Source organism: Micromonospora sp. A200 (assembly GCF_029893845.1).
GTDB classification, from domain to species: domain Bacteria; phylum Actinomycetota; class Actinomycetes; order Mycobacteriales; family Micromonosporaceae; genus Micromonospora; species Micromonospora purpureochromogenes.
The window spans coordinates 146653-169786 of sequence record NZ_JARXXY010000001.1 but is presented as its reverse complement, the minus strand read 5'-3'; the positions used below and the strand labels follow the sequence as shown (position 1 = coordinate 169786).

The window sequence follows — 23134 nt, the reverse complement described above, 5'->3', positions numbered from 1 at the left end:
GAGTCCTCGACTGAAGACCGAGTGTAGAACGGAGTCCTGAACGATCGCTAAGGAAGTTCGTACCGGTCGGTAACCTTATCCGGCCGGGGCGTCGAGCGCGACGTCGTCCACCCGGATGTTGATCTCGTCGGCGCGCAGCCCGTACGCCTCCACCGCCGCCGTCACCGCCGCCCGTACCGCGTCGGTCACCTGCGGCACCGGGTGCCCGGCGGAGATCACCAGCACCAGGTTGACCACCGCCCCGCCGTCGGTCACGTGCGCCGAGCAGCCCCGCCGCGCGTCGCCGACCTGGTCCAGGCCGACCCGGTCGAGCACGGCGTTGAAGAACCGGGCGACGTCGCCACCGAGCTCGGCCACCCCGGGCACGGACCGGGCGGCGGCCACTGCGATCTTCTCCACCACCTCGTCGGAGACCTGCGTCGTCCCGCCCGCCACCGCGTCCGGAGTCACCGACAGCTCCTGCGTCGCCTCGTCAGCCATGGTCTACCCGCCCACTCGTCCAGCCCCACGCTCGCCATGGGGCGGTGCGAGCGTACTAGGCGGGCGGTTCCGCAGTGGACCGGTCAGGAGCCGAGCTGGGCCAGCAGCTCGTCCGCGGCGGCGTACGGGTCGAGCGCGCCCTCGGCCACCTTGGCGGCGAGCGTCGACAGCTCCGTACCGTCGCGCAGTGAACCGATCCGGGCGCGGAGCGCGCCGAGCGCGATCGCCTCGATCTCGGCGGCGGCCCGCGTCTCCCGGCGGCGGCGCAGCTCGTCGTGCTGCTCCAGCCAGCCGCGGTGCTTGTCGATGGCGGCGGCGATGTCGTCGATCCCCTCGGCCCGCGCGGCGATCGCCCGGACCACCTGCGGACGCCACTCGCCGGGCCCGCGCTCACCGAGCGCGATCATGCCCTGGATGTCGCGGACCGTCGCGTCGGCGCCGTCCCGGTCGGCCTTGTTGACCACGAAGACGTCGGCGATCTCCAGGATGCCGGCCTTGACCGCCTGGATCGCGTCGCCCATGCCGGGGGCCAGCAGGACCAGGGTGGTGTCGGCGAGCGAGGCCACCTCGACCTCGGCCTGGCCGACCCCGACGGTCTCCACCAGCACCACGTCGCAGCCGGCGCCCTCCAGCACCCGCACCGCCTGCGGGGTGGCCGCGGACAGCCCGCCGAGGTGGCCCCGGCTGGACATCGAGCGGATGTAGACCCCCGGGTCGGTGGCGTGGTCCTGCATCCGGACCCGGTCGCCGAGGATCGCGCCGCCGGTGAACGGGCTGGACGGGTCGATCGCCAGCACACCGACCCGGTGACCGCGCGCCCGCAGCGCCCGCACCAGCTCGTTGGTGGTGGTCGACTTGCCCACCCCGGGCGAGCCGGTCAGGCCCACCACCTGGGCCTGACCGGCGTACGGCGCGAGGGCCGCCGCCACCTGCGGCAGCACCTCGTCACCGGACTCGACCAGGGTGATCAGCCGGGCCACCGCGCGGGGGTCACCCGCGCGGGCCCGCTCCACCAGCATCGGTACGTCCCGGCTGCGGCGCACCGGCCCGGTGGCCGTCGCCGGGACGTGATCGACGGCGTCGCTCACTGTGGTCCCTTTGTTCACGGCTGCGAAGCTCGCAGCACCGACTCGCTCCGCGCGCTCACTGCTGGCTCTCGGCCCCAGCCGGCACGTGGATGATCAGTGCGTCACCCTGACCGCCACCGCCGCAGAGCGCGGCCGCGCCGGTGCCGCCGCCCCGGCGCTTGAGCTCCAGCGCGAGGGTGAGCACCAGCCGGGCGCCGGACATGCCGATCGGGTGGCCCAGCGCGATCGCGCCGCCGTTGACGTTGACCTTGTCCGGGCTGACCCCGAGGTCGCGGGCCGACTGGATGCCGACCTGGGCGAACGCCTCGTTGATCTCGATCAGGTCCAGGTCGGAGACGCTCAGCCCGCCCTTCTTGAGGGCGTGCTGGATGGCGTTGGACGGCTGCGAGTGCAGCGAGTTGTCCGGCCCCGCGACGTTGCCGTGCGCGCCGATCTCGGCCAGCCAGGTCAGCCCCAGCTCCTTGGCCTTGGCCTTGCTCATCACGACCACGGCGGCGGCGCCGTCGGAGATCGGCGAGGAGCTGCCGGCGGTGATGGTGCCGTCCTTGGTGAACGCCGGGCGCAGCTTCGCCAGCGACTCGGCCGTGGTGTCGGGGCGGATGCCCTCGTCCTCGCTGATCACCAGCGGCTCGCCCTTGCGCTGCGGGATGACCACCGGGGCGATCTCGTCGGCGAAGTGGCCGTTCTTCTGCGCGGCGGCGGCCCGCTGGTGGCTGGTCGCGGCGAACGCGTCCTGCTCCTCGCGGGTGATGCCGTGCCGCACGCCGTGCTTCTCGGTGGACTCGCCCATCGCGCAGCAGTCCCAGGCGTCGGTCAGCCCGTCCAGCGCCATGTGGTCCTTGATCGTGACGTCGCCGTACTTGTAGCCGGAGCGCTGGCCGAGCAGCAGGTGCGGGGCGTTGGTCATCGACTCCATGCCGCCGGCCACCACGATGTCGAACTCACCGGCCCGGATGAGCTGGTCGGCCAGGGCGATCGCGTCCAGGCCGGAGAGGCAGACCTTGTTGATGGTCAGCGCCGGCACGGACATCGGGATGCCGGCCTCGACCGCTGCCTGCCGGGCCGGGATCTGCCCGGCGCCGGCCTGGAGCACCTGCCCCATGATCACGTACTGCACCTGGTCCGGAGCGACGCCGGCGCGCTCCAACGCCGCCTTGATCGCGACGCCGCCGAGCTTCGTCGCCGGGAGATCCTTGAGGTTGCCCAGCAGGCGCCCCATGGGGGTCCGCGCGCCGCTGATGATCACCGAAGCCATTGCCTGCCTCCGAGGGGGTGCCGACCTGTACGCCTTAACGATTGTTCGGTCAGACTAGCGCCATGGCTGAGAACTCCCCCGTCGAGCCCGCTGCCGACTATGTCACAGACATCGGCCTGCGCCGCATCGACCACGTCGGGGTCGCGGTCGCCGACCTCGACGCCGCGATCGACTTCTACCAGCGCACCTTCGGCATGCGCTGCGTGCACATCGAGACCAACACCGAGCAGGGCGTACGCGAGGCGATGCTGGCCGTCGGCCCGACCACCGAGGGCGGCTGCGTGCAGCTGCTCGCCCCGCTGACCCCGGAGTCGACCATCGCGAAGTTCCTGGACCGCAACGGGCCGGGCGTGCAGCAGGTGGCGTACACGGTGGCCGACATCGACGCCGCCTGCGCCGCGCTGCGCGAGCGGGGCGTACGGCTGCTCTACGAGAAGCCGAAGCGCGGCACCGCCGACTCCCGGATCAACTTCGTGCACCCGAAGGACGCCGGCGGCGTCCTGGTCGAGCTGGTCGAGCCGGCCGCCGACGCCCACTGACGTCCGCCCGCCCACTCGCCCGTTCCGCCGTTTGCGGCGTGTCGCGGTGTCCCCGTCGTCGGACACCGCGACATGCCGCATCCGGTGCCGGCGGACCCCGCCGGACCGCCCCCGCGACGGGGCGGAGCGCAGGGGTGCGCGGTACGGGTGCGGCGCGGACACCTCCACGCATCGGCCAATGCAGTTTTTCACACAGGACTTCCGGCCCTAGCTACCGTTCAGTAACGTCCCGGCCCAACAAGGAGCGCGACCGGTGCCGGATGTGTCGATTGCCGACATGGCGGTCGGTCGCACCGGCGCCGACGATGGCAGCACCCCTGCCCCCCGGCGTGGGTGCGGACGAACGGGAGGTCACCGTGCAGGACATCCTCGAAGCGATCATGGCGGCGGAAGGCTCCGACCGACCGGAGCGCGAACTCGCCGGTCTCGCCGGACTGCCGGTACCGGAGACCTACCGCGGCGTGGTCGTCCGGGCCGAGGACACTCGGATGTTCGACGGGATGGCCACCCGCGACAAGGACCCGCGCAAGGCCCTGCACCTGCAGGAGGTGCCCACCCCGGAGCTCGGCCCGGGCGAGGCCCTGGTCGCGGTGATGGCCAGCGCCATCAACTACAACACGGTCTGGACCAGCATCTTCGAGCCGCTGCCGACCTTCAAGTTCCTCCAGCGCTACGGCCGGCTCTCCGAGCTGACCCGCCGGCACGACCTGCCGTACCACGTGGTGGGTTCGGACGCGGCGGGCGTGGTGCTGCGCACCGGTCCCGGCGTGACCAAGTGGAAGGCCGGCGACGAGGTCGTCGCGCACTGCCTCTCGGTCGAGCTGGAGGACGCGGCCGGCCACGACGACACCATGCTCGACCCGCAGCAGCGGATCTGGGGCTTCGAGACCAACTTCGGCGGCCTGGCCGAGCTGTGCGTGGTCAAGGCCAACCAGCTGATGCCCAAGCCGCGCCACCTGAGCTGGGAGGAGGCGGCCAGCCCCGGGCTGGTCAACTCGACCGCGTACCGGCAGCTGGTCTCGCACCACGGCGCCAACATGAAGCAGGGCGACGTGGTGCTGATCTGGGGCGCCTCCGGCGGCCTGGGCGGCTACGCCACCCAGATGGCGCTCAACGGCGGCGCGATCCCGGTCTGCGTGGTCTCCTCGCCGGAGAAGGCGGAGCTGTGCCGGAAGATGGGCGCCGAGCTGGTGATCGACCGCACCGCCGAGGGCTTCCGGTTCTGGAAGGACGAGCAGACCCAGGACCAGGACGAGTGGCGCCGCTTCGGCGAGCGCATCCGCGAGCTGACCGGCGGCGAGGACCCGGACATCGTCTTCGAGCACCCCGGCCGGGAGACCTTCGGCGCCAGCGTCTACGTGGCCAAGAAGGGCGGCACCATCGTCACCTGCGCCTCCACCAGCGGCTACCTGCACCAGTACGACAACCGTTACCTGTGGATGCACCTCAAGCGGATCGTCGGCAGCCACTTCGCCAACTACCGCGAGGCGTGGGAGGCCAACCGGCTGGTGTCCCTCGGCCTGATCCACCCGACGGTGTCGAGGACCTACCCGCTGGAGCAGACCGGCCAGGCCGCGTACGAGGTGCACCGCAACGCCCACCAGGGCAAGGTCGGCGTGCGCTGCCTCGCCCCCACCGACGGGCTGGGCGTCCGGGACACCGCGCTGCGCTCCCGGCACGAGGACGCGATCAACCGGTTCCGCGGCCACTGAGCCGTCCGGGTGATGCCGGCATGCCCATTGCGGTGAGGCGGCCATTGCCTTTCCACATGCGCGGCGCACCCCCATTCGAGTGACGACGGACAAAGGGCCGCGGGCATCCCCCGCGGCCCTTTTCCCGCTCACTCGGCGTGACCTCGGCCCGCCCGGGACCTGCCAAGATCGCCGATTGGTCCGGTGTCGACGAGCGTAGAAGTTGACCATGTAATGAGGACACGAAAGGTCGGGACCGCTCTTGCGAACGACCCCGGGGGGTCTGCAAGTATGTCCCAATGCCCCAGCAGCAGTCCTCCCCTCTCGCGTTCTTCGATAACGCGAACTCGCAGCCAGATTTCACCGTCGGCCTGCGCGGATACAACACCCACCAGGTCGATGACTTCATCGGCCGGATGACCGCCGCGCTGACCCAGTCCGAGCAGGCCCGCGCCGAGGCCGAGCAGCGGATGAACGACGCCCAGCGTCGGCTCCGCCAGGCCGAGCAGCGCCAGAGCGCGCTCGAGCAGAAGCTCACCGACACCAGCAAGCAGCTCGAGGAGAACAGCCGGCCGACCCTCTCCGGCCTGGGCACTCGCGTCGAGCAGATCCTGCGGTTGGCCGAGGAGCAGGCCAACGACCACCGCAACGAGGCCAAGCGCGAGTCGGAGGGCATCCTCTCCGCGGCCCGCCTGGAGGCCCGGGAGATCACCGACAAGGCGCGCGCCGAGGCGGCGGCGATGAAGGCCAACGCCGAGCGGGAGGCCGGCAACGTCCGCACCACCGCCGAGCGCGAGGCCGCCGAGGTCCGCGTGCAGGCCCGCCGCGAGGCCGACACCCTGCGCGCCGACGCCGACCGGGAGACCAAGCAGCTGCGTACGGTCACCGCGCACGAGGTGGCCGAGCTGAAGTCCACGGTCGAGCGGGAGGTCGCCACCCTGCGCGCCACCGCCGAGCGGGAGATCACCCAGCAGCGGGCCAAGGCCGCGCGCGAGGCCGAGGAGAAGCGGGCCGAGGCGACCAAGCTGCTCACCGACGCCCGCGACAAGCGGGACAAGGACCTCCAGGCCCTGGAGCTGCAGCTCGCCGAGCGCCGCGAGAAGGCCGAGCGCGAGGAGTCCGAGCGGCACGCCGCGCAGGTCGCGCAGACCCAGAAGCTGGTCGGCGAGGCCGAGCAGCGGGCCCGCGCCGCCCAGGAGCGCGCCAAGGAGATCGAGCAGCGCGCCGAGGCCCGCCGGGTCGAGTCGGAGCGCACCGCCAACGAGACCGTCGACAAGGCCAAGGCGCTGGCCGAGAAGACCCTCAACGAGGCCAAGGCCGAGGCGAACCGGCTGCTCACCGAGGCGCGCACCGAGGCGGAGCTGACCACCCAGGCGGCCCGCCGCGAGGTCGAGGACCTCACCCGCCAGAAGGACGCCGTCACCTCCCAGCTCGGCCAGATGCTCTCCGGCCTGGCCGGCATCGTGCCGGGTGTGCCGGCGCAGCAGCCGGCCGCCGCGCCGGCGAAGCCGGAGGCCGCCAAGGCCGCCGGCACCGAGCAGCGGGCGACCGCGGAGACGGCCAGCTGACCCACCGCACCGACGGGGCATGAGTTCACGGCGCGGGGTGACACCGGGTGACCGGTGGCACCCCGCGCCGTATGCGTTTCCCAACCCCTGATACGGCCGGTACGGCCGTGGTGAAGTAGGTCGCAACAGGGGCGTCCGTATCGCCCCAGCAGGACCGGATGCGTGTGAGGATGGGGGCATGTCGCACGGCGAGGAACTGTTCGCTCTCGGCGGGGACGTGACCACGGAGCCCAGCTTCGAGTCCGCCCTGCGGGGGTACGAGAAACGACAGGTCGACCGGTACGTCGCTCGTGCGGAGCACGAGATCGCGACCCTGACGGCCGAGCGGGAACAGGCGTACACCCAGATCCACAAGCTGGCCGGGCAGGTCGAGCATCTCCAGCGGGACCTGGCCCAGGTGCGCAAGCAGATCGGCGTGGTGGACCGCGCCTCGTTCAAGCACCTGGGGCCCCGGGTCGAGCAGATCCTCGCCCTCGCCGAGGAGCAGGCGGACGCCATCCTGAGCGCCGCCAACGATGAGATCGAGGCCCGTCGCGCCGCCGCCGAGCACATCATTGACGAGGCCCGCGAGCAGGCCGCCCAGGCACTCAAGGACTTCGAGATCGCGTTGGCGGCGCGGCGCGCCGAGGAGGAGCGGCACACCGCCGCCCGCAAGGCCGAGGCGACGGCCGCGCTCAAGAGCGCCAAGGAGGACGCGGCCCGGCTGCGGGCCACGGCCCAGGACGAGTCGAATCGGCTGCGCGCCACCGCCCAGGACGAGTCGACCCGGCTGCGCGCCACCGCCCAGGAGGCGCTGACGAAGGCGCAGCAGGAGGCCACCCAGCTCCGCGACACGGCCAAGGAGATCCACAGCCGGGCCCAGCAGGAGGCCACCAAGCTGCGCGAGACGGCCAAAGAGGCGCTGGCGAAGGCGCAGCAGGAGGCCACCGAGCTGCGCGAGGCGGCCAAGGAGGTGCACGCCAAGGCCCAGCAGGAGGCCAAGCGGCTCACCGAGTCGGCGGCCGAGGCCGGGCGGGCCACCCACGCCAAGGCCCTCCAGGAGGCGAAGCGGATCACCGACGACGCCGAGGAGGCCGCGAAGGGCACCCGGGGCCGCGCGCGGCAGGAGGCGCACCGGCTGACCACGGAGGCCGCCGAGACGGCCAAGCGCAGCCGCGCCGAGACCGAGGCGTACGTGCAGCGGATGCGCAGCGAGACCGAGGCGTACGTGCAGCACGCCCGCGCTCAGACCCAGCAGGAACTGGGCGCCTGGCGGGCGGGCGTGGAGAAGGAGGTCAACGGCCGGCGGGAGGCCGCCGACCGGGAGCTGGCGCAGCGTCGCGCCGCCATCGAGCAGGAGCGCGCCGCCATCGAGCAGGAGTACGCCAAGCGCCGCGACGAGCTGGAGAAGCAGCACAAGACCCGCCACGACCAGCTGGAGCGGGAGTGGACGGCGCGCCGCGACGAGATCGAACAGGGCGCCGCCGAGGTCCGTCGGTCCGCCGAGGTCGACGCGCTCACCATGCGCCGCCGGGCCGAGGAGGAGGCCACCACGCTGCTCCAGCGGGCCGAGACGGAGTCGGCCGACAAGCGCCGCAAGGCCGACGAGCACGTCGCGGCGTCCCGCCGGCAGTTCGAGGAGTACGCCGCCACCACCCAGCAGCACCTGGCCACCACGCAGCAGCACCTGGCCGCGACGCAGCAGGAGGCGGCGGCGGGCCGGCAGCAGCTCGCCCAGGTGATGCTGGAGATCGCGCAGGCCCAGCAGCAGCTCGCCGACCTGCGTCAGGAGACCTGGCAGGCGCGGCAGGAGTTTGACGAGCTCCAGCGGCAGATCACCGAACTCCAGCTCCGGAAGGTCACCGGGACAGCGGCCGTACCGACGACGGACGGTGCCGCTCCGGCGCTCGCCGGCGTCACCCCGAGCACCGACGGCGGGAAGCCCACCGCCGACGGCGCTAAGCCCAAGGCCGACGCCGTGAAGGCCATCGCCGACGGTGCCCGGGTCTCCGGCGACGGCGCGAAGACCGCGCCGGACACGGACGGGGCCCGGCCGAAGGCCGAGCCGGTCGCCGGCACGGACGGGACGAAGCCCAAGGCCCGCCCGGCCGCCGAGCCGGTGACCACCGTGGACGGTGGCACGGCCAGCGCCGGTGTCGACGGGGAGCCGACGGTGGCCGCGGTGCCCGGCACGGGCGGCCGCGAGGCCACCCCGACCAAGATCACCAGCACCGGCGGGAACGGCAAGCGGCCGACCAAGCCGACCACCGACGAGCGCGGCGCCAAGCCGAGCAAGGTCACCGCCGAGTCGGAGTGACCGGGGCCGTTCCGGCGACAGCGAGCGCCGGAACGGCCGCCCGGCCGAGCTGGGCCAGGACTCGCCCGGCCGCGGTATCCGGCCGTCCGCCTCGCCATCAGGCCGGACCGGATCGCCCTGCGCCGCCGAGGTCCTGAGCCTGTCCCGGGTCCTGAACCGCCTCGACGCGGCCCACGACGGTCCCGACCCAAAACCGTCCCAGCCCGCCACCGTCGCGGCCCACGACGGTCCCACCCCGCTGCGGTCCCGACCCCGCCAGCCTCGTGGCGACCCGGCCCCGACGACACCCCTCCGCCACACGCTTTGCTCTGCTGCGGTCCAGGCAACAGCCGAGCGCTCCCAGTGTTGCCGGCTGGGGCAGACCAAAGGCAGGGCTGGCTCGGGCACCTGGGGGCCACTACCCTCCGGGCAGGGGGCCGGCCCGAGGCTCGGGCCGGACGGTCCGACAGGTTCCGGCGTACCGCCGGGGGCACGATCCGGGGAGGTCGAGTGGGACAGGACGAACCGGTGGAGGGCGAATTTCGGGACGACGCCGGCACCCGACCCACCACGTCCGGCGGGAGACGCACCCAGCGCGACGGAGAGCACCCGTCGACCGACGGGGACCCGACGGACTTCGAGCCCACCGGGGAACGGCCCGCGGCCGGCGCGCACGCGGCCACGTCCACCGACGCCGACCCGACGGAGTTCGAGCCGGCCGCTCCGGTGGCGACCCCCTCCGGGCGCTACGGCCAGCCGGGGCGGCCGCTGCGGCGGAGCAGCTTCCTGGTCGGCTTCACCGGGGCGCTCGGCGTGCTGTTGGCGTACACGCTCTATCTGGGCGTCCGCAACGCCGGCGGCATCCTCGTCCTGGTGGTCATCGCGCTCTTCCTGGCGGTCGGGCTCAACCCGGCGGTGGTCCGGTTGCGCTCCTGGGGAGTGCCGCGCGGTCTCGCGGTGGCGACGGTGGTGCTCACCCTGGTGCTGCTGATCGCCGGCGGCCTGGTGGCGCTCGTGCCGCCGGTGGTGACGCAGACCGGGGAGTTCGTCGACCAGATCCCCAGCTACGTCGAGGAGTTGCGGCGCAGCCGCACGGTCAACGACCTGGTGGAACGGTACGACGTGATGGAACGCGTGCAGTCGGCGGCGAACGCCGACACCGTGGGCCGGGCGCTCGGCGGTGTGCTCGGCGGCGCCCAGCTCATCTTCGGCACCCTGCTCCGGGCGCTCACCGTGCTGGTGCTGACCATCTACTTCCTGGTCTACTTCGACAAGCTGCGCGCCCTGGCGTACGGGCTGGTCCCCCGCTCGCGGCGGCAGCGGGTCAGCCTGATCGGCGACGCGATCCTGACCAAGGTCGGGGCGTACATGGTGGGCGCGCTGAGCATCGCCGTGCTGGCCGGCGTGAGCACCTTCGTCTTCGCGCTGGTCGTCGGGCTGCCGTACCCGTTCGCGCTGGCCGTGGTCGTCGCCGTGACCGACCTGATCCCGCAGATCGGCGCCACCCTCGGCGCGGTGATCGTCGCCCTGGTCGGGTTCGCCACCGGGCTGCCGACCGGGATCGCCTGCGTGGCCTTCTTCCTGGTCTACCAGCAGGTGGAGAACTACCTGATCTACCCGAAGGTGATGCGGCGGTCGGTGGAGGTCAACGAGGTGGCCGCCCTGCTCGCCGCGCTGCTCGGGGTGGCGCTGATCGGCGTGGTCGGCGCGCTGATCGCCATCCCGACGGTGGCGGCGCTCCAGCTCATCCTGCGCGAGGTGGTGCTGCCCCGGCAGGAGGCCCGTTGACCCTCAGTCCCGCGCCGGCCCTGGGACGGGCGTGTCGGCGAAGGAGGCCACCGTACGGTCGGCGTACGCGCTGACGTCGCCGGTCTCCATCGGGCCGTCCCAGGTGGTGGGCAGCGGCAGCGGCACCGCCGGGTTGACCCGTCGGACGATCTCGTCCAGCACCGTCTCGGCGTCGCCCACCCAGAGGTGCTTCGCGCCGGGTACCCCGACCACCTCGGCCTGCGGCACCGCCGCGAAGCGCTCCCGCGCCTCGTCCGGCCGCAGGTAGTCGTCGAACTCGGGCACCAGCGCGGTGAGCGGGGTGCCCGCCTCGGCCCAGGCCGCGAGATCCGCCGGCTCGGAGAAGCGCAGCGGCGGGGAGAGCAGGATGGCGCCGGCCACCGCCGGGTCGCAGCCGTGCTTCAGCGCCAGGTCGGTGCCGAACGACCAGCCCACCAGCCAGATGTTCGGTAGTTCGTGGAACTCGGCGTACTCGATCGCGGCAGCGACGTCGAACCGCTCCCCCACCGCGGCGTCGAAGGCGCCCTCGCTGGTGCCGCGGACGCTGCTGGTGCCCCGGGTGTTGAACCGGAGCACGGCCAGGTCGGCCAGGGCCGGCAGCCGCCAGGCCGCCTTGCGGAAGACGTGGCTGTCCATCATCCCGCCGTGGGTGGGCAGCGGGTGCAGGCAGACCAGGGTGGCCACCGGCTCCCGGTCGACCGGCCGGGCCAGCTCACCGACCAGACGCAGGCCGTCGGCGGTGTGCAGCTCGATGTCCTCCCGGTGGCCGGGCAGGATCGACGACGCGCGGATCGGTGTGCTCACCGCTCAAGTCTGGCGCGACTTCACCGCCGCCGCCCGCCCGGGCGGAAACAGGGTGATCCAGATCGCTCAGCCGTACTTCGGCGCGCTGCGCCCGCGCTGGATCGCCGGGCCGCGCCGGTCCCGGGCCCGCCAGCAGCCGCTGTGCCAGTGCCGGCGGTCGGTGAGGTCACCCGTCCCGTCCGCCGGCCAGGCCACCAGGTGCGCCACCCCCGGGCGGATCTCCTGGTCACAGCCGGGGCAGCGGTACGTCTTGGTGGACGCCCCGCCGCCGATCCCGCGTACCTGCCACTCGCCGTCGCGCCACTGCTGCACCGAGGCGACGCCCTGCCGGACGCGGTCGGACTCCAGGTGGGCGGCGTCGTCCCGGCGGGGACGATTGCGACGGGGGCTCACGTACCCAAGGTTACGGTCAGTCCCCGCCGGTCGGCTCGCCAAGGTCATTGGCCACCGGGATGCGGTCAGCGGCGGGTGTGGTCGCGGAAGCCCCGGCCGCTCTTGCGACCCAGGTAGCCGGCGGTGACCAGGTGCTCCAGCAGCGGCGCGGGGGCGAAGCCCGGCTCGCGCAGCTCCAGGTAGAGCTCCCGCTGGATGGCCAGCGAGACGTCCAGCCCGACCACGTCGAGCAGCTCGAACGGGCCCATCGGGTAGCCGCAGCCGAGCTTCATCGCGTAGTCGATGTCGTCGGCGGTGGAGTAGCTGGCCTCCAGCATCTTCACCGCGTCGTTCAGGTACGGGAAGAGCAGCGCGTTGACGATGAACCCGGAGCGGTCGCCGCAGACCACGCCGGTCTTGCCCAGCGTCGCGCAGACCGCCTTGGCGGTGGTGGTGGTCTCCGCCGAGGTACGGATGGTCTGCACCACCTCGATCAGCGGCATGATCGGCGCCGGGTTGAAGAAGTGCAGCCCCACCACGTCGGCCGGGCGCTGGGTGGCCATCGCCACGTCGATCACCGGCAGCGAGGAGGTGGTGGTGGCGAGCACGACGCCCGGCTTGCAGATCTCGTCGAGGCTGGCGAAGAGGGCCTTCTTGACGCTCAGCTCCTCGACCACGGCCTCGACCACCAGGTCGACGTCGGCCAGGTGCTCCAGCGTGGCGGACCAGTTGATCCGGCCCAGCGCCGCGTCCCGGTCGGCCTCGCTCAGCTTGCCCCGCACCACGCCCTTGTTCAGCGAGGTCTTGACGGACTCGAAGACCTTGGCGGACTTCTCCGCGCCCCGGGTGACCGAGACGACCTCGTAGCCGGCCTTGGCGAAGACCTCGATGATGCCGGTGGCCATCGTCCCGGAGCCGACCACGCCGACCTTGGCGATCCCCCGGGCGCCGTCGGCGAGGGCCGACTCCGACGCCACGGGCGTCTGCTCGTCGGGTACGACCACCGGAGAGCCCGCCCGCTCGTAGGTGTAGAAGCCCCGGCCGGACTTGCGGCCGAGCAGACCCGCGGTGACCATCTGCTTGATCAGCGGCACCGGGGCGTGCCGGCGGTCGCGACCGCCCCGCCGGTACATGGTGTCCAGGATCTCGTACGCGGTGTCCAGGCCGATCAGGTCCATCAGCGCGAGCGGGCCCATCGGCAGGCCGCAGCCGAGCTTCATCGCGGCGTCGATGTCCTCGCGGGTGGCGTACCGCGACTCGAACATGCTGACGGCGTGGTTGAGGTAGCCGAAGAGCAGCGCGTTGGCGATGAAGCCGGCCCGGTCGTTGATGGTGACGTCGACCTTGCCGAGCCGCTCGCAGAGCGCCTCGACGTCGGCGACCACCTCGGCGGAGGTGACCACCGTGCGGACCACCTCGACCAGCTTCATCACCGGGGCGGGGTTGAAGAAGTGGATGCCGATCACCTGGTTGGGCCGGGTGGTGGCGACCGAGATCTCGGTGACGCTCAGCGACGAGGTGTTGGTGGCCAGGATGGCCTCGGGCTTGCAGACCCGGTCCAGCTCGGCGAAGATCCGCTGCTTCAGGTCGAGGTGCTCGGGGACGGCCTCGATGACCAGGTCCACCGAGTGCAACGCGTCCAGCCCGACCTGGAAGTTCACCCGGGACAGCAGGGCGTCCCGGTCGGCCTCGGCGAGCTTGCCCTTGGCGACGGCCCGGTCGGTGGAGCCGGTGAGGGTGACCCGGCCGCGTTCCAGGGCGGCTTCGGAGATCTCCACCGCGACGACGTCGATGCCGTTGCGGGCGAACACCTCGACGATGCCGGCACCCATGGTGCCCAGACCCACCACACCCACACTGGTGAACTCGCGCGCCACGACCGGCCTCCCCTGGCTCCGCACCCCGCCGACTTGAACGGCGACTAAGGTTATGCGCCGGAGTCTGCCACGCGACGCTGCGTTGTCGAGACGCCGTGGGATATTTCACGCACCGGGTCAGTTCGTCGCCGGCACCCCGGTCAGCGCCAGCAGCTCGGCCACGAACTCGGCCGGTCGTTCCACGTGCGGGCTGTGCCCGCAGCCGGGAAGCACCACCTCCCGGTAGGTGCCGCCGGCCGCGGCGTACCGGTCCAGCACCGCCCGGGTCTGCCCGACCATCGGCTGGGGCGGGCACGCCTGCTTCCCCGGCCAGCCCGGCACCATTCCCAGCGACCCCAGGTACGCCAGGTCGAACAGCGAGGTGTCCGAGACGATCACGTCGGCGTCGCCGCGTACCCAGGCGACGGGCGGCTTGACCTCGACGGCGACCAGCTCGTCGGCGAGCCGGAAGTGGGCCGGGGCGAGCGCGTTGAGCACACCCCGCGACCCGGGCGCGGTGCCGGGCCAGTGCGGCGAGGTGCCGGCCGTGCCGGGGTAGTTGTCGTCGCCGGTGGCGGTGGAGAGCAGGCTGTCCAGCAGCAGCTCCTCGTCCTCGCCCAGCGTGGCCGGGTCGGCGACGTAGGTCGTCCGCAGCACGCTGCGCGGGCTGGTCGGGGCGTCGGCGCTCCGGTCGCCGGCGGCGAGCCGGGCCACGAAGTCCGGGTTCACCGAGCCGGCGCCGGTGCCGGCGAAGTCGGGCGTGGTCGGGGTGCCGTCGAGGTCGCGGGTGCCACCGAAGCCGTACGGCGACACCGGGGCCTCCAGCAGCAGGGCCGCCACCCGGTCCGGGTGGTCGACCAGCAGCCGCATCGCCACCCCGCCGCCGAGGGAGTGCCCGACCACCACCGGACGCGCGCCGGCGGCGAAGAGACCCGGCTCGTCGAGCAGGGCGGCCACGTCGTCGGCGAAGTCGGCCAGTCCCCGGGTCGCGTCCGCCGGGGCGGTCTCGGTGTCGCCGTACCCGCGCAGGTCGGGCGCGACGACCCGGAGTGTGGCGGGCAGCCGACGGACCAGCGGCTCCCAGAACGCCGAGGAGGAGCCGTTGCCGTGCACCAGCAGCACCGGCACGCCGTCCGGCGGCCCGGCCACCCGTACCCGCTGGGTGATGCCGTTCGCCGTCACGGTCCGCTGCTCGATCTCCATCCGCGGCATGCTGCCACGGCGGCGTCCCCCGGTCCATGGGCCGGCCGCCCACGAGCCGGCGCGGCCGGATGTGCCGCCCCCGCACGACGACCGGGGGCGGCACGGTCTCCGGAGGTCACGGACGCGGCGGCAGGTCAGGTGGCGCCGTCGGTCCCGGCCGCCGACCCGACCGGCTCGCCGCCGGCGGGCCAGGCGTCGGTCGGCGCGGTGGCGGGGGCGGCCAGCGGCAGCGGCAGGGTCGGCCGGTGGTCCCGGCGGACCGGGCCCCCGCCGGCGAAGCGCAGCCCCACCGGGTCGGTGGTGGCCAGGCCCGGGTCGAAGAAGCGCAGTTCGGTACGGCCGAGCCGGACCACGTCACCGTCGCAGAGCAGCTCCGGGCCGGTGATCCGCCGGTCGTTGAGCCAGGTGCCGTTGGTGGAGCCCAGGTCCACCAGGACGGCTCCGGCGTCGGTCAGCCGCACCTCGGCGTGCCGCCGGCTCAGGTGCGCGTCGGTCACCACGATGTCGGTGGTCGGCGCGCGGCCGATCACCTGCGACCGTGGGCTCAGCCGGAAGCTGGCCCCGCGCATCGCCCCGCCCGCCACCGTCAGCAGCGGCACCAGTTCTGGATGATCCTCCATGGACAGTCAGCTCCCCACCCACCGTCGCCCCGCGTCAGCGTGCCAGTTCCCCCCGCCCACCTCACCCCCCGCGCGTACGCCTCCACGACCCCGGCCGGACAACTACCGCTAACCGATTCGGGCGGCGGCGGCACGGGTCCACGTCGCCACCGTCGGTCGGTGACGCGCGGCAAGCCGATCCGGGACGGGGTGCGGGGACCTCCGGTCACCCCTACCGGTGGGTAATCTCCGGGTCTAGACTTCCGCCATGACGGCTGTGCATGTCCCCGGCACCCCGGTCATCGAGGGCGATCGGCTGGTCTCGACGAGCCCCGCGACGGGCGCCGAAGCCGGCCGCTTCCCCGTGGCCACCCCCGACGACGTCGCCCGCGCGGTCGAGCGGGCCCGGGCCGCCGGCGAGTGGTGGGCCGGTCTGGGCTTCACCGGGCGCCGGGAGCGGCTGCTGCGCTGGCGCGGACTGCTCGCCCGGCGGATCGAGGAGCTGGCGGAGCTGGTCCACGTCGAGGGCGGCAAGCCGGTCGCCGACGCCATCGTCGAGATCCTCACCGCGATCGAGCACATCGACTGGGCCGCCCGCAACGCCCGCCGGGTGCTGGGGCCGCGCCGGGTCCGCTCGCGGCTGATCCTGGCCGAGTTCTCCGGTCACCTCGAATACCAGCCGTACGGGGTGGTCGGGGTGATCGGCCCGTGGAACTACCCGGTCTTCACCCCAATCGGCTCCACCGCGTACGCCCTCGCCGCCGGCAACGCCGTCGTGCTCAAGCCCAGTGAGTACACCCCCGCCGTCGGGCAGTGGCTGGTGGACACCTTCGCCGAGGTGGTGCCGGAGCAGCCGGTGCTGACCGCGGTGCACGGTCTCGGCGACGTCGGCGCGGCGCTGTGCCGCTCGGGCGTGGGCAAGCTGGCCTTCACCGGCTCGACCGCCACCGCCAAGAAGGTGATGGCCGCCTGCGCCGAGTCGCTGACCCCGGTGCTGCTGGAGGCCGGCGGCAAGGACGCGATGATCGTGGACGCCGACGCCGACCTGGACGCCGCCGCCGAGGCGTGCGTCTGGGGCGCGCTGACCAACGCGGGCCAGACCTGCATCGGCATCGAGCGGGTCTACGCCGTCGAGCCGGTCTACGACGCCTTCGTCGACAAGGTGGTCGCCCGCGCCGGCCGGCTGACCGTGGGCGCGGAGGGCGCCGACATCGGCCCGATCACCATGCCCAGCCAGCTCGACGTGATCCGGCGGCACATCGACGACGCCGTCGCCGCCGGCGGTCGCGCCGTGCTCGGCGGGCCGGGCGCGGTCCAGCCGCCGTACGTGCACCCGACGGTGCTGGTGGACGTCCCCGAGACCTCGGCCGCCGTCCGCGAGGAGACCTTCGGCCCGACGCTGACGATCAGCCGGGTGAGCGACGCCGACGAGGCCGTACGCCGGGCCAACGCGCTGTCGTACGGCCTGGGGGGTTCGGTCTTCGGTCGCAAGCGGGCCGTGGCGATCGCCCGGCGGCTGCGCTCGGGCATGGCCTCGGTCAACTCGGCGCTCACCTTCGCCGGCATGTCCACGCTGCCGTTCGGCGGGGTGGGTGACTCCGGCTTCGGGCGGATCCACGGCGAGGACGGGCTGCGCGAGTTCGGCCGGGCCAAGTCGATCACCCGGCGCCGGGCCCGGTCGCTGCTGCCCTCGATGACCTTCGAGCGGACCCCCGCCGACGTGGCGCGCCTGGTCAAGGCCGCCAAGGTGATGTACGGCCGGCGCTGAGCGCGGGTCAGAAGAGGGTCAGCTCATCCCGCTCGATGCCGCGCAGCTTGTCGTAGTCGACCACCACGCACCGGATCCCCCGGTCGGTGGCGAGCACGCGGGCCTGCGGCTTGATCTCCTGCGCGGCGAAGACGCCGGAGACCGGGGCGAGCAGCGGGTCGCGGTTCATCAGCTCCAGGTAGCGGGTGAGCTGCTCCACGCCGTCGATCTCGCCGCGCCGCTTCACCTCCACGGCCACCGCGCCGGAGGTGGCGTCCCGGCAGAGCAGGTCGACCGGGCCGATGGCGGTCATGTACTCGCGCCGGACCAGGGTGAAGCCCTCGCCGAGGGTCTCCGGATTGGCGGCGAGCAACTCCTGCAGGTGCGCCTCGACGCCGTCCTTGCGCAGGCCCGGGTCGACACCGAGCTCGTACGAGGTGTCCTGGAAGATCTCCTCCAGGGTGATCCGCAGCTCCTCGCCGGCCTTGTTGACCACCCGCCAGACGCCCGGAGCCTCCTCCAGCCGGCAGGGCGGGCTCATCCAGTTCAGCGGCTTGTACGCCCGGTCGTCGGCGTGGATCGACACGGAGCCGTCCGCCTTGACCATCAGCAGCCGCGTGGCCAGCGGCAGATGAGCCGAGAGCCGTCCGACGTAGTCCACCGAGCACTTCGCAATCACCAGCCGCACCCGACGAGGGTAGCCGAGGACCGGACCATCGCCACCGAGCGGCTCTGGCGTGCCGGTGCGATGCTGAGATGGTGTTCGAAGTTCTCACGGGTACCGGCCTGGCCGCATCGGCCGGCTTGAACGCCTACATCCCCCTGATCATCATGGGATTGCTCGCCCGTTACACCGACCTGATCGAGCTGCCGAGCGGCTGGCAGTGGCTGGGCAACGGCTGGGTCGTGCTGATCCTGGCGGTGCTGCTCGCCGTCGAGGTCGTCGCCGACAAGGTGCCCGTGGTCGACCACGTCAACGACCTCGTGCAGACCGTGGTCCGCCCGACCGCCGGCGGCCTGGCCTTCGGCGCCGGCGCCAGCTCGGAGACCGTGACGGTCAGCGACCCGGGGAGCTTCTTCTCGTCCCACCAGTGGGTGCCGGTGGTGACCGGCGTCGTCATCGCGCTCGGCGTGCACCTGCTGAAGTCGGCCGCCCGGCCGGTCGTCAACGCCACCACCGCGGGCTTCGGCGCGCCGGTGGCCAGCACCGCCGAGGACGCGACCAGCGTGGTCATGTCCCTGGTGGCGATCGTGCTGCCGGTGCTGGTGCTGGCCTTCCTGCTGGGGCTGGTGGCCTTCCTCTTCTGGTTCCTGCGACGCCGCTCCGACCGCCGCCGGGAGCGCCAGGCGGCCCGCGCAGCCGGCTTCCGCGTCTGACCCCGGGTACGCCCCCAATCCCCGGGCGGACATGCCGCTGGCCGGCACCCCGCTCGGGGGTGCCGGCCAGCGTGAGTGTTCAGGTGGGTCAGTTGTTCCAGTGCTTGGCGACCAGGTCGGCGGCCTGCTTCTCCCACTGGGCGTAGTGGTCCGGGTAGGCCGACACCTGCACGGTCTGCGCGGCCTTGGTCAGCGGCATGTCCTGCCAACCGTCGACCTGCTTCAGACCCTTCAGGAACGCCATCGTCGAGTACTCCGGGTCGGTGATCTGCTCAACCGTGCCCCAACCGCTGGACGGGCGCTGCTGGAACAGGCCCTGCGAGTCGTGGTCGTTGCGGTCACCCAGGTGACCCAGGTTCTCCAGCTTCGACTCCTGCAGCGCGGTGGCGATCGCCACCACGGCGGCCCGCTCGTCCATGCCCGACTTCTTCGTCGCGGCGATGATCGCCTTCACGTTCTTCGTCTGCTCGTCGCCCAGGGTGATGTGCGACTGCTTGCCCTGCACGCCGTGCGGGATCAGCTTGCTCTTGTCCACACCGGGCTTGTCGGCCTGCACCACGGCAACGGCCTTGGCGTCCACCGCGGGGGCGGCGTGGGCCTCGGTGACCGGGCCGGCGAAGACGCCACCGGCGAAAGCCAGACCAGCGATACCCAGAACACTCTTACGCAGAATGGTGGTGTTCATCAGAGTGGCTCCATTCGGGGGTTGGCGACGTGTCCAAGGGGGGGTCGGACACGCGCGCGCTCAAAGATCAGGGGAAAGTCTTCGCCCCGGCAGGCTTCGCGAGCGGGGGCTCACGGCGCCGGGTCCATGTGTAACGACCGGCGGCCCACCATCATTCCGGGGGCCCGCATCCCGGGCGACCCACGTGATGGGGCCAGGCCAGCGGGGTGCTGCTGCGATCGTCCAGGTGATGTAACGACCGCGGCCCGGCCGCCATTCCACCGCCGGGGTGCCGCCGGTCACGGGACGCCCGGGCCCACCTGACCCAGATCCGGACACGGACATGCCCAGCGGTCCCCCGTAACCGGACATCCGGCGCATCCATGCCAATCGGGGGCCAGACATCCCGGCACGTCGATCTGGGCCGGAACCCGGTATCCGGGCACGCCGTTCCAGCCTGAACCGGACAGCCGCGCCGACGCCGACGCTACTTTCCGTGCGGGTCGGCGGCGTTCAGCGTCTCGACCACCTGGTCGTAGTCGCCGCGCGCCTCGCCGTACCGGAGGAACTTGACCCGCTCGACCTGGATCTCCTTCGCCTCGGGCTGCGCCTCCAGCAGCTCGACCACCTCCGCCACGAACTCGTCCAGCGGCACCGCGAACTCGCTGTGCTCCTGCCCGGGCAGCAGCGAGGTGCGCACGGCCGGCGGTTCGAGCTCCACGACCTTCACGGTCGTGTCGGCAAGCTGCAGCCGGATCGACTCGCTGAGCATGTGGATCGCGGCCTTGGACGCGTTGTAGCTCGGGGTGACCTTGAGCGGCGCGAACGCGAGGCCCGACGAGACTGTCATGATCGTGGCGTCCGGCTGCGCCCGCAGGTGCTCGATGAACGCGGCGATGAGCCGGATCGGGCCGAGCACGTTGGTGTTCACCACGGCCTCGGCGGAGGCGAGGAACGTCTCGGGCTGGTGCCAGTCCTCGACGCGCATGATGCCGGCCATGGTGACGAGGACGTTGAGGTCCGGGTGCCTCGCCAGCACCTCCCGCGCGGCCGACGCGATGCTCGCCGGGTCCGCCGTGTCGATCGTGACCGTGTCAATGCCGGGGTGCTCGGCGGCGATCTGCTTCAGCAGATCGGTGCGGCGGCCGCCGACGATGACGGTGTTCCCCCTGGCCTGCAGTTCGAGGGCGAGGGCGAGGCCGATCCCGCTGGTGGAGCCGGGGATGAAGACGGTGTTTCCGGAGATGTTCATGCACCCACCTTCACCGGTCCGCCGGGGTGGATGAAGAGAGCGCTCATCGGGGGATCGGCAATCCCTGGTTCGTCCGGGCGGCAGGCGGATACTCGGATCATGGACCGTGCAGCCCTGGCCGACTTCCTCCGCCGCCGCCGGGAGGCGCTGCAGCCCGGGGACGTCGGGCTGGCAGCCGGCGCGCGGCGGCGCGCGCCGGGCCTGCGGCGCGAGGAGGTGGCCGCCCTGGCCGCCATGTCCACCGACTACTACACCCGGCTGGAGCAGCAGCGCGGCCCGCAGCCGAGCCCGCAGATGCTCGCCGCGCTGGCCCGGGCGCTGCGGCTGACGACCGGTGAGCGCGACTACCTGTTTCGGGTGGCGGGGCACAACGCCCCGGCGCGGGTGACGACGGCGACGCACGTCGCCCCGGCGCTGCTGCGCGTGCTGGACCGGCTCGACGACACCCCGGCGCTCATCCTGTCCAACCTCGGCGAGGTCCTCGTGCAGAACCGGATGGCCGAAGCCCTGTTCGGGGACCGGTCGGGTTACACGGGCCTCGCCCGCAGCGAGATCTACCGGTGGTTCACCGACCCGGCCGAGCGGCTGCGCTACCCGGAGGACGACCGCCCCCGGCAGAGCCGCGCCCAGGTCGCCAACCTGCGCGCCGCGTACGGGTCGATGGGCCCGCGGTCGCGCGCCGGTGAGCTGGTGCGGGCACTGCAGAAGGCGAGCCCGGAGTTCGCCGAGCTGTGGGAACGGCACGAGGTCGCGCAGCGCTTCGCCGACCACAAGACGCTCATCCACCCCGAACTCGGCGCGATCGAGCTGGATTGCCAGGTCCTGTTCACCGAGGACCGGTCCCAGGCGCTGCTCGTGCTCACCGCGCCACCGCGCAGCGAGGGCCACGAGAAGCTGCGGCTGCTCGCCGTGCTGGGGCACGAGCGTTTCCCCTCCGACACCACACCCGGTTAGCCCCGGCGCACCTCGCCGTGCGACCACCTCGGGCACGCCGCGCGGCCGGTGGCCGGGCCGAGGCGCGGGTGCGGGGCGGCAGACCCCCGACGGACCGGCCGCCAGGCGGAAGGGGCCGTTCGGGGGCCACCACGACACCGCCCCCACTGCCATGATCACCCGGTGCTCGCGAAGAACTCCCGCGTCCTGCTCACCGCCGCCATCCTCGCGCTGGCCGCCATCGTCGCGCTCGTCGTCGGTCCCGCGCCCCACCGGGCCCCGGTACGGGCCGCCGTGCTGAAGGTGCCCGCCGGCAACGGACCGGCCACGGCGGGCGGGACCGCCGTACCGCCGGCCCCCGGGCAGAGCGGGCAGCCCGGCAACGGTGGGCGGCCCGGGGAGGACTCCGGGCTGCCCGGTGCGACGCCACCGGGCACCCTGCCGCCGGTGGTCGACCACGGTCCGCGTACCGGGCGCAAGGTGGCGCTCACCTTCGACGCCGACATGACCGACACCATGCGCCGGCAGCTGCGCAGGCCGCACCCGCCGTCGTACGCGAACCTGGCGATCGTCGAACTGCTGGAACGGGAGCGGGTGCCGGCCACCTTCTTCCTCACCGGCAAGTGGGTCGAGGACTACCCGGAGCTGACCCGCCGGCTCGCCGCCAACCCGCGCTTCGAGCTGGCCAACCACACCTACGGGCACGCGGCGTTCACCCCGCGCTGCTACCACCTGACGCCGCTGCCCCGGCGGGAGATGACCCGGGACGTGGCGCGGACCTTCGAGGTGATCGGCCGGTACGGCGGCCGGCAGACCCGCTACTTCCGCTTCCCCGGCCTCTGCCACGACCGGACGGCGCTGGCCGAGCTGGCCCCGCTCGGACTGACCGTGGTGGACGGTGACGTGGTCAGCGCCGATCCGTTCGCCACCGCCTGGCAGCCGATCGTCCGGGCGGTGCTGAGCCAGGTCCGGCCCGGTTCGGTGATCATCCTGCACGTCACCGAGGCGAACGCGGCGATGACCGACGAGGCGCTGCCCCGCATCCTGGCCGGGCTGGCCGAGCGAGGTCTGGAACCGGCCCCGCTCTCCGAGGTGCTCGGCCGGTGAGCCGGAGCGCGGGCGGCGGGTTTGCGCGACCCGCCTAGCCTGCGGCCATGACGTACCAGCCGATCCCGGTGCCCCCGCGCGACAATCGCCGTACCCTGCGGATCGTCCTGATCGTGGTGGGCGCGGTGCTGGCGCTCTGCTGCCTCGGCGGCGCGGTCGGCGGCTTCTTCGTCTACGGCGCGGCGAAGGAGGCGGTCGGGCCGGTCCGGGAGGCCACCACGAGCTACCTGGACGCCATCCGGAGCGGCGACCACCAGCGGGCGTACGACCTGCTCTGCCGGGAGGAGCGGGAGCGGACGTCGCTGGCCGAGTTCCGCCGGCGGTGGGAGGCCGAGCCGCGCCTGGTCGACTACGACGTCGCCGGGCTGACCGTCAACAACACCAACGGCCGGGTCCTGGGCACCGCCACCGTGCGGCTGACGACGGAGACCGGCGGCGCGAGCACCCAGGTGTTGACGCTGGTCAAGGAGGACGGGGCCTGGCGCCTGTGCGGGTGACGGTCCCGCCGAACTCCGCGCCGAAGTCGGGCAAATGCC

21 protein-coding genes are annotated in these 23134 nt (G+C 72.8%); 10 read left to right on the top strand and 11 right to left on the bottom strand.

The features are described from left to right. Positions 1 to 75 precede the first annotated feature (75 nt). The 3 genes from M2302_RS00770 to M2302_RS00760 all read right to left on the bottom strand — a co-directional run bounded on the left by M2302_RS00770 (position 76) and on the right by M2302_RS00760 (position 2823). A complete protein-coding gene (locus M2302_RS00770) occupies positions 76 to 480 on the bottom strand; it encodes an Asp23/Gls24 family envelope stress response protein (RefSeq protein ID WP_280836029.1) in 405 nt (134 codons plus the stop codon). 83 nt (positions 481 to 563) lie between these two features. Beyond that, a complete protein-coding gene (gene meaB, locus M2302_RS00765; RefSeq protein ID WP_210776220.1) occupies positions 564 to 1568 on the bottom strand; it encodes a methylmalonyl Co-A mutase-associated GTPase MeaB in 1005 nt (334 codons plus the stop codon). Positions 1569 to 1623: 55 nt separating this feature from the next. After that, complete coding sequence (locus M2302_RS00760; RefSeq protein ID WP_280836028.1) at positions 1624 to 2823, bottom strand: acetyl-CoA C-acetyltransferase; 1200 nt, start codon at positions 2821 to 2823, stop codon at positions 1624 to 1626. A 62-nt stretch (positions 2824 to 2885) separates the two neighbouring features. On the opposite strand from M2302_RS00760, the gene mce reads away from it, so the two are divergent. From mce to M2302_RS00735, 5 genes are all read left to right on the top strand, one after another. Next, the gene (gene mce / locus M2302_RS00755; RefSeq protein WP_280836027.1) at positions 2886 to 3362 is read left to right on the top strand and encodes a methylmalonyl-CoA epimerase; all 477 of its coding nucleotides are present in this window, start codon (positions 2886 to 2888) and stop codon (positions 3360 to 3362) included. A 356-nt stretch (positions 3363 to 3718) separates the two neighbouring features. Then, positions 3719 to 5074, top strand: coding sequence for a crotonyl-CoA carboxylase/reductase (gene ccrA, locus M2302_RS00750; protein ID WP_280836239.1), 1356 nt, complete (start codon positions 3719 to 3721; stop codon positions 5072 to 5074). Between the two features lie 278 nt (positions 5075 to 5352). Then, entirely contained in the window at positions 5353 to 6621 is a 1269-nt protein-coding gene (locus M2302_RS00745) for a cell division protein DivIVA (RefSeq protein WP_280836026.1), read from the top strand. Between the two features lie 178 nt (positions 6622 to 6799). After that, positions 6800 to 8917, top strand: coding sequence for a hypothetical protein (locus tag M2302_RS00740; RefSeq protein WP_280836025.1), 2118 nt, complete (start codon positions 6800 to 6802; stop codon positions 8915 to 8917). Positions 8918 to 9622: 705 nt separating this feature from the next. Continuing rightward, on the top strand, positions 9623 to 10684 hold the full coding sequence (locus M2302_RS00735; protein ID WP_280836238.1) for an AI-2E family transporter: 1062 nt from the start codon (positions 9623 to 9625) through the stop codon (positions 10682 to 10684). Between the two features lie 3 nt (positions 10685 to 10687). Here M2302_RS00735 and M2302_RS00730 read toward each other — a convergent pair whose 3' ends face one another. From M2302_RS00730 to M2302_RS00710, 5 genes are all read right to left on the bottom strand, one after another. Next, entirely contained in the window at positions 10688 to 11488 is an 801-nt protein-coding gene (locus M2302_RS00730) for an alpha/beta hydrolase (protein ID WP_154942302.1), read from the bottom strand. A gap of 66 nt (positions 11489 to 11554) precedes the next feature. Continuing rightward, positions 11555 to 11881, bottom strand: coding sequence for a hypothetical protein (locus M2302_RS00725; protein ID WP_280836024.1), 327 nt, complete (start codon positions 11879 to 11881; stop codon positions 11555 to 11557). A 65-nt stretch (positions 11882 to 11946) separates the two neighbouring features. After that, positions 11947 to 13737 carry a 3-hydroxybutyryl-CoA dehydrogenase gene (locus tag M2302_RS00720; RefSeq protein ID WP_280836023.1) on the bottom strand — a complete coding sequence of 597 codons (1791 nt, stop codon included), beginning with the start codon at positions 13735 to 13737 and terminating at the stop codon, positions 11947 to 11949. Positions 13738 to 13854: 117 nt separating this feature from the next. After that, positions 13855 to 14919 carry an alpha/beta hydrolase gene (locus tag M2302_RS00715; RefSeq protein ID WP_280836022.1) on the bottom strand — a complete coding sequence of 355 codons (1065 nt, stop codon included), beginning with the start codon at positions 14917 to 14919 and terminating at the stop codon, positions 13855 to 13857. A 134-nt stretch (positions 14920 to 15053) separates the two neighbouring features. Continuing rightward, positions 15054 to 15539 carry an FHA domain-containing protein gene (locus tag M2302_RS00710; RefSeq protein WP_280836021.1) on the bottom strand — a complete coding sequence of 162 codons (486 nt, stop codon included), beginning with the start codon at positions 15537 to 15539 and terminating at the stop codon, positions 15054 to 15056. A 247-nt stretch (positions 15540 to 15786) separates the two neighbouring features. On the opposite strand from M2302_RS00710, the gene M2302_RS00705 reads away from it, so the two are divergent. Continuing rightward, complete coding sequence (locus M2302_RS00705; RefSeq protein WP_280836020.1) at positions 15787 to 17286, top strand: aldehyde dehydrogenase family protein; 1500 nt, start codon at positions 15787 to 15789, stop codon at positions 17284 to 17286. 7 nt (positions 17287 to 17293) lie between these two features. Here the strand turns inward: M2302_RS00705 and nucS are convergent, their stop codons facing one another. Beyond that, positions 17294 to 17953 (bottom strand): endonuclease NucS, encoded by a 660-nt coding sequence (gene nucS / locus M2302_RS00700; protein ID WP_280836019.1) that lies wholly within the window; start codon positions 17951 to 17953, stop codon positions 17294 to 17296. A gap of 71 nt (positions 17954 to 18024) precedes the next feature. Between nucS and M2302_RS00695 the strand changes: the two genes are divergently transcribed. Beyond that, positions 18025 to 18642 (top strand): DUF4126 domain-containing protein, encoded by a 618-nt coding sequence (locus M2302_RS00695; RefSeq protein WP_179805899.1) that lies wholly within the window; start codon positions 18025 to 18027, stop codon positions 18640 to 18642. An 88-nt stretch (positions 18643 to 18730) separates the two neighbouring features. Here M2302_RS00695 and M2302_RS00690 read toward each other — a convergent pair whose 3' ends face one another. Together M2302_RS00690 and M2302_RS00685 are read right to left on the bottom strand one after the other, a co-directional pair. Next, positions 18731 to 19327, bottom strand: a complete 597-nt coding sequence (locus M2302_RS00690) for a hypothetical protein (protein ID WP_280836018.1) — start codon at positions 19325 to 19327, stop codon at positions 18731 to 18733. 466 nt (positions 19328 to 19793) lie between these two features. Continuing rightward, complete coding sequence (locus tag M2302_RS00685) at positions 19794 to 20558, bottom strand: SDR family NAD(P)-dependent oxidoreductase (protein ID WP_280836016.1); 765 nt, start codon at positions 20556 to 20558, stop codon at positions 19794 to 19796. Between the two features lie 99 nt (positions 20559 to 20657). Between M2302_RS00685 and M2302_RS00680 the strand changes: the two genes are divergently transcribed. The 3 genes from M2302_RS00680 (at position 20658) to M2302_RS00670 (ending at position 23095) form a co-directional block, all read left to right on the top strand. Beyond that, positions 20658 to 21512, top strand: coding sequence for a helix-turn-helix transcriptional regulator (locus M2302_RS00680; RefSeq protein ID WP_280836015.1), 855 nt, complete (start codon positions 20658 to 20660; stop codon positions 21510 to 21512). 162 nt (positions 21513 to 21674) lie between these two features. Next, entirely contained in the window at positions 21675 to 22598 is a 924-nt protein-coding gene (locus M2302_RS00675; RefSeq protein WP_280836014.1) for a polysaccharide deacetylase family protein, read from the top strand. 47 nt (positions 22599 to 22645) lie between these two features. Then, on the top strand, positions 22646 to 23095 hold the full coding sequence (locus tag M2302_RS00670) for a DUF4878 domain-containing protein (protein ID WP_280836013.1): 450 nt from the start codon (positions 22646 to 22648) through the stop codon (positions 23093 to 23095). Positions 23096 to 23134 lie beyond the last annotated feature (39 nt).

Excerpts from the sequence above, each read along its gene's own strand:
- M2302_RS00770 (WP_280836029.1), bottom strand. The coding sequence starts at position 480 with ATGGCTGACGAGGCGACGCAGGAGCTGTCGGTGACTCCGGACGCGGTG.
- M2302_RS00760 (WP_280836028.1), bottom strand. The coding sequence starts at position 2,823 with ATGGCTTCGGTGATCATCAGCGGCGCGCGGACCCCCATGGGGCGCCTG.
- mce (WP_280836027.1), top strand. The coding sequence starts at position 2,886 with ATGGCTGAGAACTCCCCCGTCGAGCCCGCTGCCGACTATGTCACAGAC.
- M2302_RS00745 (WP_280836026.1), top strand. The coding sequence starts at position 5,353 with ATGCCCCAGCAGCAGTCCTCCCCTCTCGCGTTCTTCGATAACGCGAAC.
- M2302_RS00740 (WP_280836025.1), top strand. The coding sequence starts at position 6,800 with ATGTCGCACGGCGAGGAACTGTTCGCTCTCGGCGGGGACGTGACCACG.
- M2302_RS00715 (WP_280836022.1), bottom strand. The coding sequence starts at position 14,919 with ATGGAGATCGAGCAGCGGACCGTGACGGCGAACGGCATCACCCAGCGG.
- M2302_RS00710 (WP_280836021.1), bottom strand. The coding sequence starts at position 15,539 with ATGGAGGATCATCCAGAACTGGTGCCGCTGCTGACGGTGGCGGGCGGG.
- M2302_RS00705 (WP_280836020.1), top strand. The coding sequence starts at position 15,787 with ATGACGGCTGTGCATGTCCCCGGCACCCCGGTCATCGAGGGCGATCGG.
- M2302_RS00690 (WP_280836018.1), bottom strand. The coding sequence starts at position 19,327 with ATGAACACCACCATTCTGCGTAAGAGTGTTCTGGGTATCGCTGGTCTG.
- M2302_RS00685 (WP_280836016.1), bottom strand. The coding sequence starts at position 20,558 with ATGAACATCTCCGGAAACACCGTCTTCATCCCCGGCTCCACCAGCGGG.
- M2302_RS00680 (WP_280836015.1), top strand. The coding sequence starts at position 20,658 with ATGGACCGTGCAGCCCTGGCCGACTTCCTCCGCCGCCGCCGGGAGGCG.
- M2302_RS00670 (WP_280836013.1), top strand. The coding sequence starts at position 22,646 with ATGACGTACCAGCCGATCCCGGTGCCCCCGCGCGACAATCGCCGTACC.